Genomic DNA, 16,024 nt, shown 5'->3' on the forward strand with positions numbered 1-16,024 from the left:
GAATGAGGGGGTCGGGCTGACGTGGTGCCGGCTGGGCGTCAGGCGTTGTCTTGCTCTTTACGTTGCGCCTCGAGCCGCAGCGCTTTGGGGAAGGTCTCGGGCGCGAGACACGTCGCGAGCACGGTGATCAAGCCAAGCACGACGAGGTAAATGGCGACTGGCGTGGCGCTGCGGTAATGGGCGAGCAACGCGGTAGCCACCATCGGCGAGAGGCCGCCGCCAAGTACCGACGAAATCTCGCGGCCGATACCCAGTCCCGAGAAGCGCAGATGGACCGGCAGCAATTCACTGATGAAGGCGGGCTGTGCGCCTTCGAGAATGCCGAGTGTGATGCTGTTGGCGAGTACGAGGGCCGCAATAACTTTCCACAGCACGCCGGAGCCGAGCAACGTGAAGTACGGATACGCGACCAGCACCATGGCGATTGCGCCGGCGAGATAGACGGGTTTGCGGCCGATTTTGTCGGTGAGGCGTCCCATCAACAGCGAAACGGGGATCATCAGCAGCATCGACAAGGTCAGGCCGCCGAGCACCCAGCTTGATTTGATGCCGAGGAACTGGCTATAGGCGATCGAGAACGCGAAGAAGATGTAGGACGCGGCGCCCTCGCCGAAGCGCAGGCCGAACACCGTCAGCACTTCGCGTGGACATTGAAGCAGCACCTCGACGATCGGCATGCGGCTGTCGCGGCGCGTGGCCTTCACTTCGGCGAACTCCGCACTTTCGTCCACGGAGCGGCGCATCCATAGCCCGAGCGCGACCAGCACGGCGCTGCAGAGGAATGGCACACGCCAGCCCCAGTTGTGGAAGTCGGAGGGCGACAGCGTCTGCACGAGCAGGAAGGCAGCGGTCGACAGCACGAAGCCGAACGCCGCCCCGCACGGACTCCATGCCGCCAGCGCGCCGCGTTTCGAAGCGGGCGCGTTTTCGTGAATCAGCAGGATGCTGCCGCTCCATTCTCCGCCTGCGGCCAGCCCTTGCAGGATGCGCAACAGCACGAGCAGGACCGGTGCTGCGATGCCGATCTGCTGGTAGGTCGGCAGAAGACCCATGCCGACGGTAGCGGTGCCCATCACCAGTAGCGTCAGCATCATGACGGTCTTGCGGCCGTAGCGGTCGCCGATATGGCCGCACAGCACGCCACCGATGGGCCGCGCGATGAAGCCCACGGTAAAGCCGCCGAACGCCGCGATCGTGCCCGTCAGCGGATCGCTGCCGACTGGAAAGAACAGCTTGCCGAACACCAGCGCGGCGGCGGTTCCATAGAGAAAAAAGTCATACCATTCGAGGATCTGGCCGAGCACCGCTGTCGTCACCGCGCGACGAACCTTGCTGGTTGGCCGAAGAGCGGGCAGGGGCGTGAGAGCGGCGGTCGCGTCAGAGTTCATGGCATGTGGAAGGTCACGATGTTGAGGGTTCCGCGTCCCGGCCATGCTGATCGGCGGGAGCGGCGATACGAATCCGGCAGGCATGGCCGAACCATAGAGCCGCGAGAAAACCCGGTCAAATTAGGGACAAAAATGGGCGTCATGAATGGGATGCATGACGAGGGAAGGAGGCGGCGTGTACTGGGCGTGCAGCTACGAACCCCTGCACTGTGGGTCAATCATGAGGATAACTGAGGGAGATTGTCGGGCGTGCGACCAGGTGCTCGCAGCGCACGCGCGCCATGAGTCGTCGCAACACCATGCTGACTTGACGCTTACGCCTCGCATTAAGCGAGGCGTAAGCGTCAGGCGGATATCACGGAAAGTGCGGGAGCGTGTTAATCCAGACCACCCTGGCACAGGTACTTGATCGACATGTAATCGTCGAGCCCGTACTTTGATCCCTCGCGGCCATAGCCCGATTCCTTCACGCCGCCGAACGGCGCCGCTTCGCTCGACACGGCGCCTTCGTTGATGCCGATCACGCCCGCTTCGAGCTGGCTGGCAACGCGATTGATGCGCCGTACGTCCTGCGTGTAGAAGTAGGCAGCGAGGCCGAACGGCGTGTCGTTAGCGACGCGGATCGCTTCGGCTTCGTCATCGAAGCGGAATAGCGGCGCCACCGGCCCAAACGTTTCCTCGCAGCAAACGAGCATGTCGTCCCGCGCATCGGTTAGCACGGTCGGTGCATAGTAGTTCGGGCCGAGCTCCGTCAAACGCTTGCCACCTGTCAGCACTTTCGCGCCGTGTTTGACGGCGTCTTCGACGTGACGGGCAATCTTGTCGATGGCGCGCTCATTGATCATCGGGCCGATCTGAGCGTCCGGATCGGTTGCGGGCGCAACCTTCAAGGCGGCGACGCGTTTCGCGAGCAGATCGGCGAAGCGCGCGTAGACGCCGGACTGCACATAGACGCGGTTCGGGCACACGCACGTCTGCCCGCCATTGCGGAACTTGGAGGCCATCAAGCCGGTGACCGCCGCGTCGAGATCGGCGTCGTCGAATACGATGAAGGGCGCATTGCCGCCCAATTCCAGTGATAGCTTCTTCAGCGTTCCAGCCGATTCGCGGGCGAGATGCTTGCCGACCGGCGTCGATCCGGTGAAGGTGATCTTGCGTACGCGTGCGTCGGCGAGCCAGTCCGCGACCGCCGCAATCCCCTGTTCACGCGAAGCCGACAGCATGTTCAGCACGCCGTCCGGCAAGCCGGCTTCCTGGGCGAGCGCTGCCAGCGCGAGCGCGGTCAGCGGCGTGTCTTCGGCGGGCTTGGCGACTACCGTGCATCCGGCCGCGAGCGCGGGCGCGATCTTGCGCGCGATCATCGCCAGCGGGAAATTCCACGGCGTGATCGCCGCGATCACGCCGACCGGTTCCTTCACCGCGCTCATGCGTTTGCCGCGTTGTTGCTGTGGGATCAGATCGCCGTAGATGCGTGTCGCCTCGTCGGCGAACCATGCGACGTACGAGGCACCGTAGGCGACTTCGCCGCGGCTTTCCCCGAGCGGCTTGCCTTGTTCCATCGACATCAGCTTTGCGAGGTCTTCAGTATTGGCGACGATCAGCGCATGCCAGCGACGCAGAACCTCTGCGCGTTCGCGCGGCAGCTTGTCGCGCCACGCGGGGAAGGCGCGGGCCGCAGCGTCGGTGGCGGCGCGAGCGTCCGATGCGCCGCTGTTCGCGACTTCGACGATCAATTCGCCGGTGGCCGGGTTGGTGACTGGAAAGCGGGCGGCGTCGGCGGCGTCGATCCACTTGCCGTCGATCAGATTCTGCGGACGAATCAGTTCATTGCGAGTCAATGCGAGAGACATCGGGTTGCTCCTTCAGATTGATGCTTCGATGCTACGCGCGCATGGCAGTCGACGAAATCGCCAATCGAGGCTTTTGCGGCGCGTGGAGCGTTTTTTTTCAGGCCGCGCAGCATTTTCTGCTGATTGTGGGGTGAAGGTGCTGTGTCGGGCCTGGCGACGGCCGCGTTGCGCGGCCTGCCGCACGCGCATTCTCGCGCCTCAATTCATGCGCCGCGGTCCCGTCGACGCCCGCACAATGAGTTGCGGCGGCGGTCCAAGTACCATCGACGGCTGCTGTTCAGGCGTCTGAATCAAGCGGATCAGACTCTCGATCGACAACTGCGCCACGGCTGGCGTCTGGATCGCGACGGTCGTCAACGCGGGGTGCACCTGGTGCGCCAGTTGAATGTCCGTAATGCCGATGACCGACACATCGTTCGGCACCGCACGGCCAAGCGTGATCAACGCCTGTGCCGCGCCAATCGCCAGCAGATCGTTGGTCGCGAAAATCGCGGTGAGGTGAGGGCGGCTCGCCATCAACTGCATGCAGGCAGCGTAGCCTGCGTCGATCGAGTCGCGGATCTGCAGCACCGCCGCGGCGTCTGCTTCGATCCCGGCCTCACGCATCACCGCGCGAAATCCGTTGGAGCGCGCATCCTGCAAGCCGCCGCAACCATCGCCGATCAGCAGGCCGATCTCGCGGTGACCCAGTTCGAGCAGATGCCTCGCGGCAAGCGCACCGGCGTGTGCGAAATCCACGGCGATGCAGGGCAGCGCGGGCGGCGTCTCCGGGTGTTCCCACATCGCCAGCAAGATCGGCGCGCTGTGCGTGGCCGACGCGCACAACTCGTTGAACTTGATGTCCGTGTTCATCACGAGGACACCGTCCGCGAGCGTGCCGGCGATCTGGTTCAGATACGCACGGCCGACCTCCGCATCGTCGTCAGTATTGCAAACCATCAGGAAGTACCCCGCTTTGCGCGCTGCTCGCTCCGCAGCCGACACGAATTCGGGGTAGAACGGGTTCGCAATGTTCGACAACATTAAGGCCAAAGTCGACGAGCGGCCCTCCGCCAGTGCGCGCGCGTTCAGATTGGGCCGGTAGCCGAGATCGGCGATCGCTTTCAGCACGCGTTCGGCAGTCTCCGGGCGGACCTTTTCGCGGTTGCGCAGGACATTGGAAACGGTCGCGGCAGTAACGTGCGCGCGCTTCGCGACTTCGGACAGGGTGACCATTTTCTGTTTATCCCATATTCAGGGAATGCGATTCAAATGTTGCAAGCAACGGGCGACGTTGATAAGTTTCTGCAAAACACAACTGAGACACCCACCATGACTTTTTCCTTCGAACTCGAATTTAAGCGATTAAATGCCTGCTGCACAAGAGCCGGCCGTTTATTTTTCACAGAAATTTAAGCGGTTAAATCCAGGAGGCAGCAGCATGGCTACGATTCGTCTTACGAACGTGCAGAAGTCGTACGGTGACCATCCGCCGGTGATCCGGCGCGTGAATCTCGAGATAGCGCAGCACGAGTTCTGCGTTTTTCTGGGGCCCTCGGGTTGCGGCAAGTCGACCCTGCTGAGAATGATCGCCGGTCTCGAAGACCTGAGCGAAGGCGAATTGCACATTGGCGGCCGCCTCGTGAACGATGTGCCCGCTGCCGGGCGCGGCGTGGCGATGGTGTTCCAGAGCTACGCGCTGTTTCCGCACATGACCGTGTTCGACAACATGGCGTTCGGTCTGAAACTCGCGAAGCAACCCAAGGACGTCGTCGACCGGAAGGTGCGCGAAGCCGCGCGCATCCTGCAACTGGACGCCTTCCTCGATCGCTATCCGAAAGCACTCTCGGGCGGGCAGCGGCAACGTGTTGCGATCGGCCGGGCAATTGTGCGCGAACCTGGCGTGTTCCTGTTCGACGAGCCGCTGTCGAATCTCGACGCTGCGTTGCGCGGCCAGACGCGCGTCGAAATCGCCCGTCTGCACCAGCGCTTTGCAAACGCGAGCGTGGTCTATGTGACCCACGATCAGGTCGAGGCGATGACGCTTGCCGACAGAATCGTGCTGCTGCACGCCGGAGCAGACGCGGAGCGCTTCGGCAGCATCGCGCAGACAGGCGCGCCGCTCGAGTTGTATCACCATCCGAAGTCGCGCTTTGTGGCGGGTTTCATCGGTTCGCCGCGGATGAATTTTATCGACGCGGTGGTCGATTCGGTCGATGCGGGCAAGGTGGCCGTCACATTGACGAAAAGCGGCGACCGGCTCACGGCGAATGTCGATGGCCGACGATTGCAGCGTGGCCAGCCTGTCACGCTCGGCGTGCGCCCGGAACATCTGCGCCTCGATGGCGACGAGCAGTTCATTCAGGGTGTGACGGTGCTGTCGGAACGGCTCGGCGAGCACAGCTATATCCATGCGGATCACGCGACCGGCACGCTCATCGCTAAAGCCGCGGGCGATACGCCGATCGGTTCGGGCGAGCGCATCTGCATTCACGTTCCACCTTCCGCATGTCATCTGTTCGATGCGGAAGGCGTTGCACTGCGACGCAGCACGTTCGAGCCCGAGCGAGTTGCGGCTTAATGCGCCTCGGGCATCCAAAGCGCCACCGGATTCACAAAACCCTATTCCGCCACAGAGCGGGTACATCGTCTGGCAGCGACTCGCTGTCAGCCAACAAGGTAGTCAAGGAGACATAAGATGATTTCTCTTCGCCTTCGCCGTCTGGCACACGCGTCGATTGCGGCCGCTCTGGTCGCAGGCGCAATTTGTTCCACCGCGGCCGACGCGGCTACGCTAACCGTCAACGTGTCGGCGCGCGGTAATCAGCGCTCGACGTGGCAAGACGCGTTCGACAAGTTCAAGAAAGCCAATCCCGACGTCGATCTCAAGGTGACCTACATCACAGAGGAAGCGTACAAGGTGCAGATGGGTGGGTGGCTCGCCACCGATCCGCCTGATGTCGTGTCGTGGCACGACGGCGAGCGGATGGCGTATTACGCGCAACGTGGCCTGCTCGAAGACCTGTCGTCTGACTGGAGCAAGAACGGCTGGTCGCAGCAGTATGCATCGGTGAAGGACGCCTCGACGTATAAGGGCAAGCAGTACGCCGCGCCGCTCGGTTACGACGCTTATGGCTTCTTCTATCGCAAGGATCTGTTCGAGAAGGCCGGTATCAAGGGCGAGCCGCAAACATGGGATGAATTCCTCGACGCCTGCAAGAAGCTGAAAGCAAGTGGTGTCGCACCGATCGCCGTCGCGGCACGCGATAGCTGGACGCTTGCTGCATGGTTCGACTATCTCGACCTGCGCATCAACGGCAATGCGTTCCACCAGCAGTTGATGGCCGGCGAAATCCCGTACACCGATCCGCGCGTCAAAAAGGTCTACGCCGCGTGGAAAACGCTGATCGACGATCACTACTTCATCGACAACGCACTCTCCTACGACCTCGATTCGATTGCACCGTTTCTCGTGAACGGCAAGGCCTCGATGATGCTGATGGGCACGTTCTTCTCGGCGAGCATTCCCGCGTCTCTCCGGCCGCAGACTGGCTTCTTCCGCTTCCCGGTGATCGACGCGAATGTGCCGATGGCCGAAGACGGTCCGGTCAACGTGCTGCTGATTCCGGCGAAGGCGAAGAACAAGGCCGATGCCCGCAGGCTGCTGGCCTTCATGGAACAACCGCAGATCAACGCCGATCTCGCCAAGGGCTGGGGAACGCTGCCGTCGAACAGTCTGGCGACCGAACCTGACGATCCGATTTCGAAGGTCGGCTTCCAGACGCTCGCGAACACCAAGGGCGGCATCGCGCAGTTCTACGATCGCGACATGCAGAAGGAAATGGCCGACGAAGGCATGAAAGCGATGCAGCAGTTCTACAGCGATCCGACGCAACTCGACGCCGTGCTCGTTCGCCTCGAAGCGACCCGCAAGCGCATCTACAAGAAGTAAGCCCCGGAGCGCCAGCCGTATAGCAACAGCTGGCGCTCGCCTTCGATCTCCGACGAGGCCCAAACATGTCTTATTCCGCAGCGCGCCGCCTACCCGCGGCGCGGCACCGGCACGTCTCTACGACGCGCCGTCATCAGCACCGTGCGGCGCTTATCTTCCTTCTGCCGGGCTGTGTGTTGTTTTGCCTGTGCGTGGTCTATCCGATTATCAGCAGCATTTCGCTCAGCTTTTACAACTGGGATGGAATGACGCCGAAGACGTTCGCGGGCTTCGATAACTACATCGAGCTGTTTCATGCGGACACGTTCTACACGGCGCTCAAGAACAATCTGATCTGGCTCGCGCTGTTCCTGTTGGCGCCGCCGCTCGGCCTGCTGTTCGCGTTATATCTGAACCAGCATATCAGTGGCATGCGGGTCGTGAAGTCGCTGTTTTTCGCGCCGTTCGTGCTCTCGGGCGTAGTGGTGGGTCTCGTGTTCAGCTGGTTTTACGATCCGGGTTTCGGCTTGCTGAGGCTGATCGTCGGCCACGGTATTCCCGTGCTCGGCGATCCGCACACCGTCACCTTCGGCATCATCTTCGCCGCGCTGTGGCCGCAAACGCCGTTCTGCATGGTGCTGTATCTCACCGGGCTGACAGGCATCAATCCAGAAGTGGTCGAGGCGGCGCGCATGGAGGGCGCGAAAGGCGTGCGCCTGCTATGGCACGTGATCCTTCCGCAATTGCGACCCGCGACGTTCATGGCCGTCGTGCTGACCGTGATCGGTGCGCTGCGCAGCTTCGACCTGATCGCGGTGATGAGCGGCGGCGGTCCATTCGATAGCTCAACCGTGCTCGCCTATTACATGTACGACCAGGCGATCAAGTACTACCGCGAAGGCTATTCCGCGGCGATTGCCGTCGTGCTGTTCGCCATCATGCTCGTCTACATCGTGTTCCATCTGCGCCGCATGCTGCGCGAAGAACGCTGATTTCCAGGAGTCACGTGTCATGTACCCGCTTCCCGTCGAACGCTGGAAACCGCTCAATCGCGCGCTGTACAAAGCGTCGTTGCCGCTCGCGCTGCTGATATGGCTACTGCCGATGCTGGCCGTGCTCGTCACCTCGATCCGCTCTTCGGACGAGTTGTCGCAAGGCGACTACTGGGGCTGGCCCACGCATTTCGCGTTTATCGAAAACTACGGCACGGCGCTTACGCAAACGCCGATGCTCCATTACTTCGCCAATAGCGTGCTGATTACGGTGCCGTCGGTGTTCGGCGCGATCGTGCTGGCGTCGATGGCAGGTTTTGCTTTGGCCACCTACCGGTTCCCGGGCAATACCGCTGTGCTGTTCGCCTTTGTAGCCGGCAACTTCGTACCGATCCAGATTCTGATGATCCCGGTGCGCGACATGGCGCTGAAAGTGGGCCTTTTCAATAGCGTGTGGGCGCTGGTGATTTTTCATGTGTCGTTTCAGACCGGCTTTTGTACGCTGTTTCTGCGCAACTTCATCAAGCAGTTGCCGTTCGAGATGATCGAGGCGGCACGCGTAGAAGGGGCGAGCGAATGGACGATCTACTGGCGCATCGTGCTGCCGCTGATCCGGCCCGCGCTCGCCGCGCTCGGCATCCTCGTATTCACGTTTGTCTGGAACGACTACTTCTGGGCGCTGTGCCTCACGCAAGGCGATGAGGCCGCACCGATCACGGTGGGCGTCGCCGCGCTCAAAGGCCAATGGACGACGGCGTGGAATCTTGTCGCCGCAGGTTCGGTGCTTGCCGCATTGCCCTCCGTGCTGATGTTCTTCCTGATGCAGAAGCATTTCGTCGCCGGCCTGACTTTCGGTGCAAGCAAGGGCTGATCGCCCGTTTGCCCTCATCTATCAAAGAGACTCTCTCATGCAACTTGGTGTTTGCTATTACCCCGAACAATGGCCGCGTTCGATGTGGGCCGACGATGCAAAACGTATGGTCGAACTCGGCATTACGCATGTGCGGATCGCGGAATTCGCGTGGAGCCGGATGGAGCCGCGCGCCGGCGAATACGCGTGGGACTGGCTCGACGAAGCGGTCGAGACGCTGGCGGCAGCGGGGCTGAAACTCGTACTGGGTACACCGACCGCGTCGCCGCCGAAGTGGCTGATCGACGCGCACCCGGACGTGTTGCCGGTCCGCGCGGACAGCGTGCGCTGGAATTTCGGCTCGCGTCGTCACTACGATATCTCCAGCGAGCGTTATCGGCGCGAGTGTGTGCGTATCGTCGCGGCAATGGCGGAGCGCTACGGTCGGCATCCGTCTATCGTGGCGTGGCAGACCGATAACGAACTCGGCTGCCATGAGACCGTGCCGAGCTACTCTTCCGCCGCATTGACGCGCTTTCAGACGTGGCTGCAGCATCGTTATGAGAGCGTCGACGCGTTGAACGACGCATGGGGCAACGTGTTCTGGAGCATGGAGTACCCGTCATTCGAGGCGATCGGCCTGCCTAACCTGACGCCCACGGACGCCAATCCGATCCATCTGCTCGACTTCCGCCGCTTCATGTCGGATGAGGTGGCCAGCTTCCATCGCGAGCAGATCGACGTGCTGCGTCAGCATGCACCCGAGGCGGATCTGCTGCATAACTTCATGGGCTTCTTCACGACCTTCGATCACTACCGATTCGCCGAAGACAACGCGCTCGACGTGGCTGCATGGGACAGCTATCCGATCGCGCGCACCGAATCGATCGCGCTGCCTGAAGAGCAGAAGGCGCGCTACGCACGTACTGCGCATCCCGACGTCTCCGCGTTCGATCACGACCGCTATCGCGCGATCGGCGCCGGCCGTTTCTGGGTGATGGAGCAGCAGGCAGGGCCGGTGAACTGGGCACCGTGGAATCCGGTGCCGGCGAAGGGCATGGTCAGGCTATGGGCTTATGAAGCGTTCGCGCACGGCGCGGAACTGGTGTCGTATTTCCGTTGGCGTCAGTGTCCCTATGCGCAGGAGCAGATGCATTCCGGGCTCAATCTGCCGAATAACGAACTGTCACCGGGTGGCCTCGAAGTGCAGCAGGCGGCGCGCGAGATTGCTTCGTCCGCTGCGCTGTCTGGGCTCGGCGCGCCCGAGCGCGCAGTCACCGCGATCGTCTTCGATTACGAGACGCAGTGGATGTTCGAGATTCAACGTCATGGCAAAACTTTCGATTACCAGACGCTGGTCTTCGACTACTACGAAGCGCTGCGTGAACTCGGCCTCGACGTCGACATCGTGTCGAGCAACGCTGATCTTTCGCCATACCGGTTGGTGGTGGTGCCGAGCATTGCCGTGATCGACGACACGCTCGTTGACCAGATCGAGCGGAGTTCGGCGCAATGGGTCTTCGGTCCGCGGAGCGGATCGAAGACCACGACCTTTGCCATTCCGTCGAACTTGCCGCCCGGAGCGTTGCAACGCGTTCTGCCGATGCAGGTACTCGAAGTCGAAACGTTGCGCCCGACGCTCACGCCAGCGCTTTCGATAGGAGGCATGCAAGGTGTCGCGATGCATTGGCGCGAGCACGTTCGCGCCAATGACGGGACGACAGTCGACGCGCAATTCGACGACACGTGGCCAGCGATCCTCATCCACGGGCGGGTTCGCTATGTGGCGGGTTGGTTATCACACGCGTTGCATCGCGCGGTTCTGCAGCAAGCGGCGAAACAGGCGGGCATCGAGACGCAACTGCTCGCCGAGGGCCTGCGCATTCGCCGACGCGGCGATCTGACCTTCGCGTTCAACTTCGGCCCGGAGCAAGTGCAGGCGCCCGCTCCGATCAATGCGATTTTTGTGCTGGGACATCCACAGTTGAAAACCGGCGATGTCTGCGCATGGAAGGATGCGTAGTCCCTCGCGTCAATGGGCTTGGTCAAGCCGGAAGAGGACGTTATCGAGGGCATAACTTCAAGTGCTTCAGCCCGGGAAATCCTTGCGGACAGCAGGCGCTACTGCGTGGGTGCCTGCGATTTCTGCTGCTTCGCGCAGTCTGATGTGAACGCCATGCTGGCCTGATCAGGCGTCATGTGTGGCGCATCGGGGCTATAGATCTTCTCGATGATGCCGGAGACGGCCTGCCGGTCCGACTCGTTGTTGTAGTACTTGGCCGCTTGAGCAAGTGCTTGCTCTTTGGTTTTCTTGTGAGCGCGCCACGATGCCACCTGGCCGGCAATATCGCCAATCGCAAAGCACTGATTGTTGACTGTTTGTGCAACGGCTTCAACCGCCGGCTGGGCGAGGCACACTGCGAGCACGGCTGATACGACTACACGTTTCATTACCAAATCCTGTTGTTATGCGCACCGTCAAGAAGGCGCACCTGATTCTCCCACTACTCGGTCGCTACGCTGGATCACGGAATCAACCAAAGCGCCGCCGCATAGATCACGAGCGATACGGCAAACGTGATTGCCGTGTAGCCCATGACACGCTGGATGCGAATGCCCGCGATCGCAACCACGGGCACGGCCCAGAAAGGCTGCAGCATGTTCGAGACGTTTTCGGCCATGGCGACACCCATGGCGGTGCGCGGAACCGAAGCATGCAGGCTGAGGGCGGCGGGAAGAACGAAAGGTCCCTGAACAGCCCAGTGTCCGCCTGCGCTGGGAATGAGCAGCGTGATGATAAGCGAACTGAAGTAACTCAGCACTGGAAGCGTCACCGGGGTCGCAATGGCCACAAACGTCTTGGCGATCGTCGACGCCAACCCGGTCCCGGTCATGATGCCCATGATGCCGCCGTACATCGGATATTGAAGCAGCATCGATCCGGTCTGCCGCGCGGCGCGGCGAATCGCATCGGCATAAGCGATCGGTGTGCGTTGAAGCGCGAGCCCGACCAGCAGGAAGATCAGGATCGTCGTGTTGATGTCCAGCTCGAAGCCCTTGCTATACCACGTCATCGCGAGATAGCCGACGCCCAGCGCCAGCAGGAACAGCGTGCCGAGCATGGACTGTTCTGCGCGGGCAGCGAACGACGAGGTCTTTGAGTCCCGCGCATGCGGGTCGGCCTGTGCAGCTGCTGCAAGCTCGGGTTGCGTTTCACTGAATGCGACCACATCGTCCTGCTTCGGGTGCATCCAGATGAAGATCGCCGTCATGACGACAACGACCAGTACGGTCGGGATGAAGACGAACGGTGCGAACACAGTCTGACTCAATGGAATCACCTGCCCGGTGGCTTTCTCAACGAGATTCAATGCGTTGCCATGCGACGCCTGCGACAACGCGATCGAGCTGGACAAACCGCTATTGCAGACCGACCACGCCGAGTAGCTCCCTGCTACGAGCCAGGCGAAATCCACCTTCACACGCTTGGCGATTTCGCGCGACAGGAGTGCACCGACAACCAGGCCCAGTCCCCAGTTGAGCCACGCGGCCACCGCGACGATCGGGAAGACCAACAGCGCTGCGCGGGTCGGCGTGTGCACGTTGGCAGCCATCGCCCGCAAGCCGCGCTGGACGAGGGGGGCGTCCGCGATCGCATAGCCAGTCGCGAGAATCAGGATCATCTGCAACGCGAAGCCGAGAATGTTGAACGTGCCACCGTACCAGGCGGTCAGGATCACCGGCAGCGAAGCATGCGGCGCGAAAGCCACCGCCAGCAAGGCCACCACCAGGGTCAAGCCGATTGCAAGGACAAACGGGTCCGGCATGACCTGCTCAAACACATAGACAAGACCCGCAACGACATTTCCACGGCGCGCGCTGTGACCTGTATCGGCCGGGTTGGTGTCTCTCTTGTCCATGGTTTCTAGCCCTCTGGTCGCAAGCTGCTGTTGCAAAACGTCCCGGTGCCGCGCTTGACGCCTGCGGCCACATTCAGCTCAATGCCCAAACGACTCCGTTTTCGCGCCAGCCGCCGTCGCCACGTGCGGCCGTGCCATCTGCTTGATCAGCAAGGCCACGCACGAAATCAGACCCGCCACTGCGATCATCGCGAAGATGCCACCAAACGTGAAGTGACGGCGCGTCAGTTCGGCCACGAGGAACGAACCTGCGATCCCGCCGAAGCGGCCGATCCCCAGCATCCACGCCACGCCTGTACCACGACCTTGGGTCGGGTAGAACGCGGCGGCGAGCGCCGGCATCGACGACTGCGCGGTATTCATCAGCACGCCCGCGACGAACACGATGAACACCAGCGCGCCGACATTGCCGACCGCCTGGCCGATGAAGTACACGCTCACCGCGGTCAGCGCATAGCAGGCCGCGATAATGCGGTTCGCGTTGAAGCGGTCCATCAGCACCCCGCACAGCACGGCGCCCACGCCACCGAGCGGGAACAGCGCGGAAATCAGCGTCGCGCGTTGTGGCGTGAGTCCGGCGTCCTTCAGCAGAATCGGCATCCAGTTGATCGACGCGTAGAAAATCACGAGGCCCATGAAGTACGCGATCCACAGCATCACCGAGCCGATGATGTACGAACGCGACAACACCACGCTCATGCCCTTGCCGCCGGTTTGCGGCGCGGTTTCAGTCATGACGAAGCTGCCGGCCTGCGCCGCTTCGCTCGAAATGCGCGCCAGCGCTGCCCGGATCCGCTCGACCGGCTGGCTGTTGGCCACCATGTAGCGGACCGATTCAGGCATCTTCAGCACCAGTACGATCAGCAGCAACAGCGGTGTGATGCCGCCGAGCAGCAGCACGCTGCGCCAGCCGAAGTGCGGGATCATCCACGCAGCAAGAAATCCGCCGAAGGCCGCGCCCAGCGGAAAGCCGCAGAACATCAGATTGATCAGGGTCGCGCGGCGGCGGTCCGGGCAGTACTCGCCCATCATCGTCACGGCGTTCGGCATGGCCGCGCCGAGGCCGACGCCGGTGATGAAGCGCAGCACGGTCAGGTGTTCGATGCTGTTCGAGAACGCCGAGGCGAAGCAGGCCACGCCGAACAGCAGCACCGAGCCGAGCAGCATCGAGCGCCGTCCGAGCCGGTCGGACAGCGGCCCTGAGCCGAGCGCGCCGCACGCGAGGCCGAACAGCGCCGCGCTGAGCACCGGCGCAAGCGCCGGTCGGGTGATGCCCCATTCGGCGATCAGCGACGGTGCAATGAAGCCGATCGCGGCGGTGTCAAAACCGTCCAGCAGGACGATGACGAAACACATGAAAAAGATGAGCCACTGGAACGGCGAGAAGGGATGGTCGTTGATAAACGTTTGAACGTTCACGGCGGTGCTGCGGCTCATGATGGTCTCCTGACTGCAAATACGAAAAGGCTCGTCGTAACGAGCCTTTCTTTCTTTTTACGATCGTACGCCGTTTAGAAACGGTGCACGATGCCTGCACGCATAGATGCCGGTGCGCTTCGACAAGGCATCGTACCCGGACAGTTTGACCTGCTGGTACGGCATCGAACTTGCCAATTGTGTTCGTATATAGAACTACGATTCTTTATGTGAACATGCTGAACTGTAAGTAGTTTGACAAAAGCGGGCAACGCGGGATAACCCGACTGTCGTGTTTCAGACCGTGCTCAGAAGATCACATAAACTTTTCGCATCGTTTCCTCGACTTCCCAAAGCCCTTCTGTATTGGCTTCGAAAAAGAGCGTGTCGCCGCTTGCAAAATGGACGGTCTCTTCGTTATCGGGCGTGAAGCGGCCGCGCCCCGCGAGGAAGTGCATCACCTCGGCCTGCTTGACCGACCGGCGGTACGTGCCCGCCGTGCACTCGAAAATACCGGTGTCGACGGATTCGCTGCCTTTGATGACGCGTTGCACACCCGACACCTGAAGCGGCGTCGTGCCGGGCAGCCCTGCCGTGCCCCAGTCTTCCAGATTCTGCAGACTCACGCTTTGCTTGATGCTTTGAACCTTCATCTTCTCGTTACCTTTTGAATGTGCATGAGCCGATTCAGCGGCCATTCGTGTTCGTCTCTGCGCTGGCGTTCGTCACGGCTTGTTCGATCTTGCCCAGCCGCACAACGGTGACGCCCGGGCGCAACTGCCGCAGCGACGGCATCACCAGCATGCAGTTGTCGTAAGGCGTGGTCACTGCTTCGCCGTTCGACCAGCCGATGACCGCGCCGGCATCCGGAAAGATCTCCAGGCCGGTGTAGGGCGCCGCGAAACGAAAGTCCATACTGGTCGCGACCACCGGCTGTGTGACGCGGACGATGTGCTGAATGGGCGGCAGCGGTGCCAGCCAGCCGTCCGGCAGATCGGCTTCGTCGATCACGCCGGACAGCAGCAGGAAGCGTGCGGTCGTGTCGCGCGCCACGGCGACCGCGCCTCGTTCCCAGTGCTGTCCGCATTCGATCAGCAACGCGTTCTTCGCGCTATCCGCCGTGCCGAAGCCTTCGTAATCGCGCATGCGGCGGCCTTCGGGATGGCCCTCGTCGCAGATCACCGTGGCGGGTGTGCCGAGACGCACCGCAAGGTCGATACCTTTCTGCAGCGGTCCGGCTACGATCAGGGGCTTGCACTTCTCATGCATCGAATGCAGATCGAGCAGCGCGTCGACCGTGTCGATCACCGGGCGCATGTCACGTGCGCGGGCCAATTCGCTCGACGTGCGCGACGTATCGTCGAGCGTCGCGGCGGTCCACACGCGATTGAAGTCCTGATCGACGAAACGGGCCGCGTCGGGCTTCGCAGGATCGAAGCGTTGATACGCAGCGACGTTCGCAAACGCGAGCGTGAGGCGTCCGCGACGCGGCCTCAAAGCGCGTCGCAGCAGTTCGTCGACGACGATCGCCCCGCACACTTCGTTGCCGTGCGTGAGCGCGTTGATCATCACATGGGGTCCCGGCACGCCCGAGTCGAAAGTATGAACGTAGGCGATGCCGGAGGGCGATTGTTCGTGAACCGAAATATCGGGGAATTCGACTTCGATGGGATAGGCTTCCGTGCTCATTCGAAAGTG

Annotated in this window: 13 protein-coding genes; 5 read left to right on the forward strand and 8 right to left on the reverse strand. The window is 61.8% G+C overall.

Going from position 1 to position 16,024, the window contains the following annotated elements:
- Positions 1-38 precede the first annotated feature (38 nt).
- The 3 genes from KHO31_RS21885 to KHO31_RS21895 all read right to left on the reverse strand — a co-directional run bounded on the left by KHO31_RS21885 (position 39) and on the right by KHO31_RS21895 (position 4,453).
- Complete coding sequence (locus KHO31_RS21885) at positions 39-1,388, reverse strand: MFS transporter (RefSeq protein ID WP_201073764.1); 1,350 nt, start codon at positions 1,386-1,388, stop codon at positions 39-41.
- A gap of 377 nt (positions 1,389-1,765) precedes the next feature.
- On the reverse strand, positions 1,766-3,238 hold the full coding sequence (locus KHO31_RS21890) for an NAD-dependent succinate-semialdehyde dehydrogenase (RefSeq protein WP_211624163.1): 1,473 nt from the start codon (positions 3,236-3,238) through the stop codon (positions 1,766-1,768).
- A gap of 198 nt (positions 3,239-3,436) precedes the next feature.
- Entirely contained in the window at positions 3,437-4,453 is a 1,017-nt protein-coding gene (locus tag KHO31_RS21895) for a LacI family DNA-binding transcriptional regulator (protein WP_201073762.1), read from the reverse strand.
- A gap of 205 nt (positions 4,454-4,658) precedes the next feature.
- Here KHO31_RS21895 and KHO31_RS21900 point away from each other — a divergent pair, with 205 nt between their 5' ends.
- The 5 genes from KHO31_RS21900 to KHO31_RS21920 all read left to right on the forward strand — a co-directional run bounded on the left by KHO31_RS21900 (position 4,659) and on the right by KHO31_RS21920 (position 11,013).
- Entirely contained in the window at positions 4,659-5,798 is a 1,140-nt protein-coding gene (locus tag KHO31_RS21900) for an ABC transporter ATP-binding protein (RefSeq protein WP_211624165.1), read from the forward strand.
- A 117-nt stretch (positions 5,799-5,915) separates the two neighbouring features.
- Positions 5,916-7,169 carry an ABC transporter substrate-binding protein gene (locus KHO31_RS21905; protein ID WP_201107853.1) on the forward strand — a complete coding sequence of 418 codons (1,254 nt, stop codon included), beginning with the start codon at positions 5,916-5,918 and terminating at the stop codon, positions 7,167-7,169.
- 65 nt (positions 7,170-7,234) lie between these two features.
- Positions 7,235-8,140 carry a carbohydrate ABC transporter permease gene (locus KHO31_RS21910; protein ID WP_201107854.1) on the forward strand — a complete coding sequence of 302 codons (906 nt, stop codon included), beginning with the start codon at positions 7,235-7,237 and terminating at the stop codon, positions 8,138-8,140.
- Between the two features lie 19 nt (positions 8,141-8,159).
- Positions 8,160-9,011: a carbohydrate ABC transporter permease gene (locus tag KHO31_RS21915; protein ID WP_201073757.1), complete on the forward strand. Its 852-nt coding sequence runs from the start codon at positions 8,160-8,162 to the stop codon at positions 9,009-9,011.
- A gap of 37 nt (positions 9,012-9,048) precedes the next feature.
- The gene (locus tag KHO31_RS21920) at positions 9,049-11,013 is read left to right on the forward strand and encodes a beta-galactosidase (RefSeq protein ID WP_211624167.1); all 1,965 of its coding nucleotides are present in this window, start codon (positions 9,049-9,051) and stop codon (positions 11,011-11,013) included.
- A 98-nt stretch (positions 11,014-11,111) separates the two neighbouring features.
- On the opposite strand, the gene KHO31_RS21925 is transcribed toward KHO31_RS21920, so the two are convergent.
- The 5 genes from KHO31_RS21925 to KHO31_RS21945 all read right to left on the reverse strand — a co-directional run bounded on the left by KHO31_RS21925 (position 11,112) and on the right by KHO31_RS21945 (position 16,015).
- Positions 11,112-11,441: a hypothetical protein gene (locus KHO31_RS21925; RefSeq protein ID WP_201073753.1), complete on the reverse strand. Its 330-nt coding sequence runs from the start codon at positions 11,439-11,441 to the stop codon at positions 11,112-11,114.
- A 74-nt stretch (positions 11,442-11,515) separates the two neighbouring features.
- Complete coding sequence (locus tag KHO31_RS21930) at positions 11,516-12,910, reverse strand: short-chain fatty acid transporter (RefSeq protein WP_201073752.1); 1,395 nt, start codon at positions 12,908-12,910, stop codon at positions 11,516-11,518.
- A gap of 78 nt (positions 12,911-12,988) precedes the next feature.
- On the reverse strand, positions 12,989-14,347 hold the full coding sequence (locus KHO31_RS21935; protein WP_201073751.1) for an MFS transporter: 1,359 nt from the start codon (positions 14,345-14,347) through the stop codon (positions 12,989-12,991).
- A 287-nt stretch (positions 14,348-14,634) separates the two neighbouring features.
- Complete coding sequence (locus KHO31_RS21940) at positions 14,635-14,979, reverse strand: cupin domain-containing protein (RefSeq protein WP_201073750.1); 345 nt, start codon at positions 14,977-14,979, stop codon at positions 14,635-14,637.
- Positions 14,980-15,013: 34 nt separating this feature from the next.
- A complete protein-coding gene (locus tag KHO31_RS21945; protein WP_211624169.1) occupies positions 15,014-16,015 on the reverse strand; it encodes a M14 family metallopeptidase in 1,002 nt (333 codons plus the stop codon).
- Between the last annotated feature and the right edge of the window lie 9 nt (positions 16,016-16,024).

The sequence above is a fragment of the Paraburkholderia domus genome, from assembly GCF_905220705.1.
GTDB classification, from domain to species: Bacteria; Pseudomonadota; Gammaproteobacteria; order Burkholderiales; family Burkholderiaceae; genus Paraburkholderia; species Paraburkholderia domus.

Excerpts from the sequence above, each read along its gene's own strand:
- KHO31_RS21885 (WP_201073764.1), bottom strand. The coding sequence starts at position 1,388 with ATGAACTCTGACGCGACCGCCGCTCTCACGCCCCTGCCCGCTCTTCGG.
- KHO31_RS21890 (WP_211624163.1), bottom strand. The coding sequence starts at position 3,238 with ATGTCTCTCGCATTGACTCGCAATGAACTGATTCGTCCGCAGAATCTG.
- KHO31_RS21895 (WP_201073762.1), bottom strand. The coding sequence starts at position 4,453 with ATGGTCACCCTGTCCGAAGTCGCGAAGCGCGCGCACGTTACTGCCGCG.
- KHO31_RS21900 (WP_211624165.1), top strand. The coding sequence starts at position 4,659 with ATGGCTACGATTCGTCTTACGAACGTGCAGAAGTCGTACGGTGACCAT.
- KHO31_RS21905 (WP_201107853.1), top strand. The coding sequence starts at position 5,916 with ATGATTTCTCTTCGCCTTCGCCGTCTGGCACACGCGTCGATTGCGGCC.
- KHO31_RS21910 (WP_201107854.1), top strand. The coding sequence starts at position 7,235 with ATGTCTTATTCCGCAGCGCGCCGCCTACCCGCGGCGCGGCACCGGCAC.
- KHO31_RS21915 (WP_201073757.1), top strand. The coding sequence starts at position 8,160 with ATGTACCCGCTTCCCGTCGAACGCTGGAAACCGCTCAATCGCGCGCTG.
- KHO31_RS21920 (WP_211624167.1), top strand. The coding sequence starts at position 9,049 with ATGCAACTTGGTGTTTGCTATTACCCCGAACAATGGCCGCGTTCGATG.
- KHO31_RS21925 (WP_201073753.1), bottom strand. The coding sequence starts at position 11,441 with ATGAAACGTGTAGTCGTATCAGCCGTGCTCGCAGTGTGCCTCGCCCAG.
- KHO31_RS21930 (WP_201073752.1), bottom strand. The coding sequence starts at position 12,910 with ATGGACAAGAGAGACACCAACCCGGCCGATACAGGTCACAGCGCGCGC.
- KHO31_RS21935 (WP_201073751.1), bottom strand. The coding sequence starts at position 14,347 with ATGAGCCGCAGCACCGCCGTGAACGTTCAAACGTTTATCAACGACCAT.
- KHO31_RS21940 (WP_201073750.1), bottom strand. The coding sequence starts at position 14,979 with ATGAAGGTTCAAAGCATCAAGCAAAGCGTGAGTCTGCAGAATCTGGAA.
- KHO31_RS21945 (WP_211624169.1), bottom strand. The coding sequence starts at position 16,015 with ATGAGCACGGAAGCCTATCCCATCGAAGTCGAATTCCCCGATATTTCG.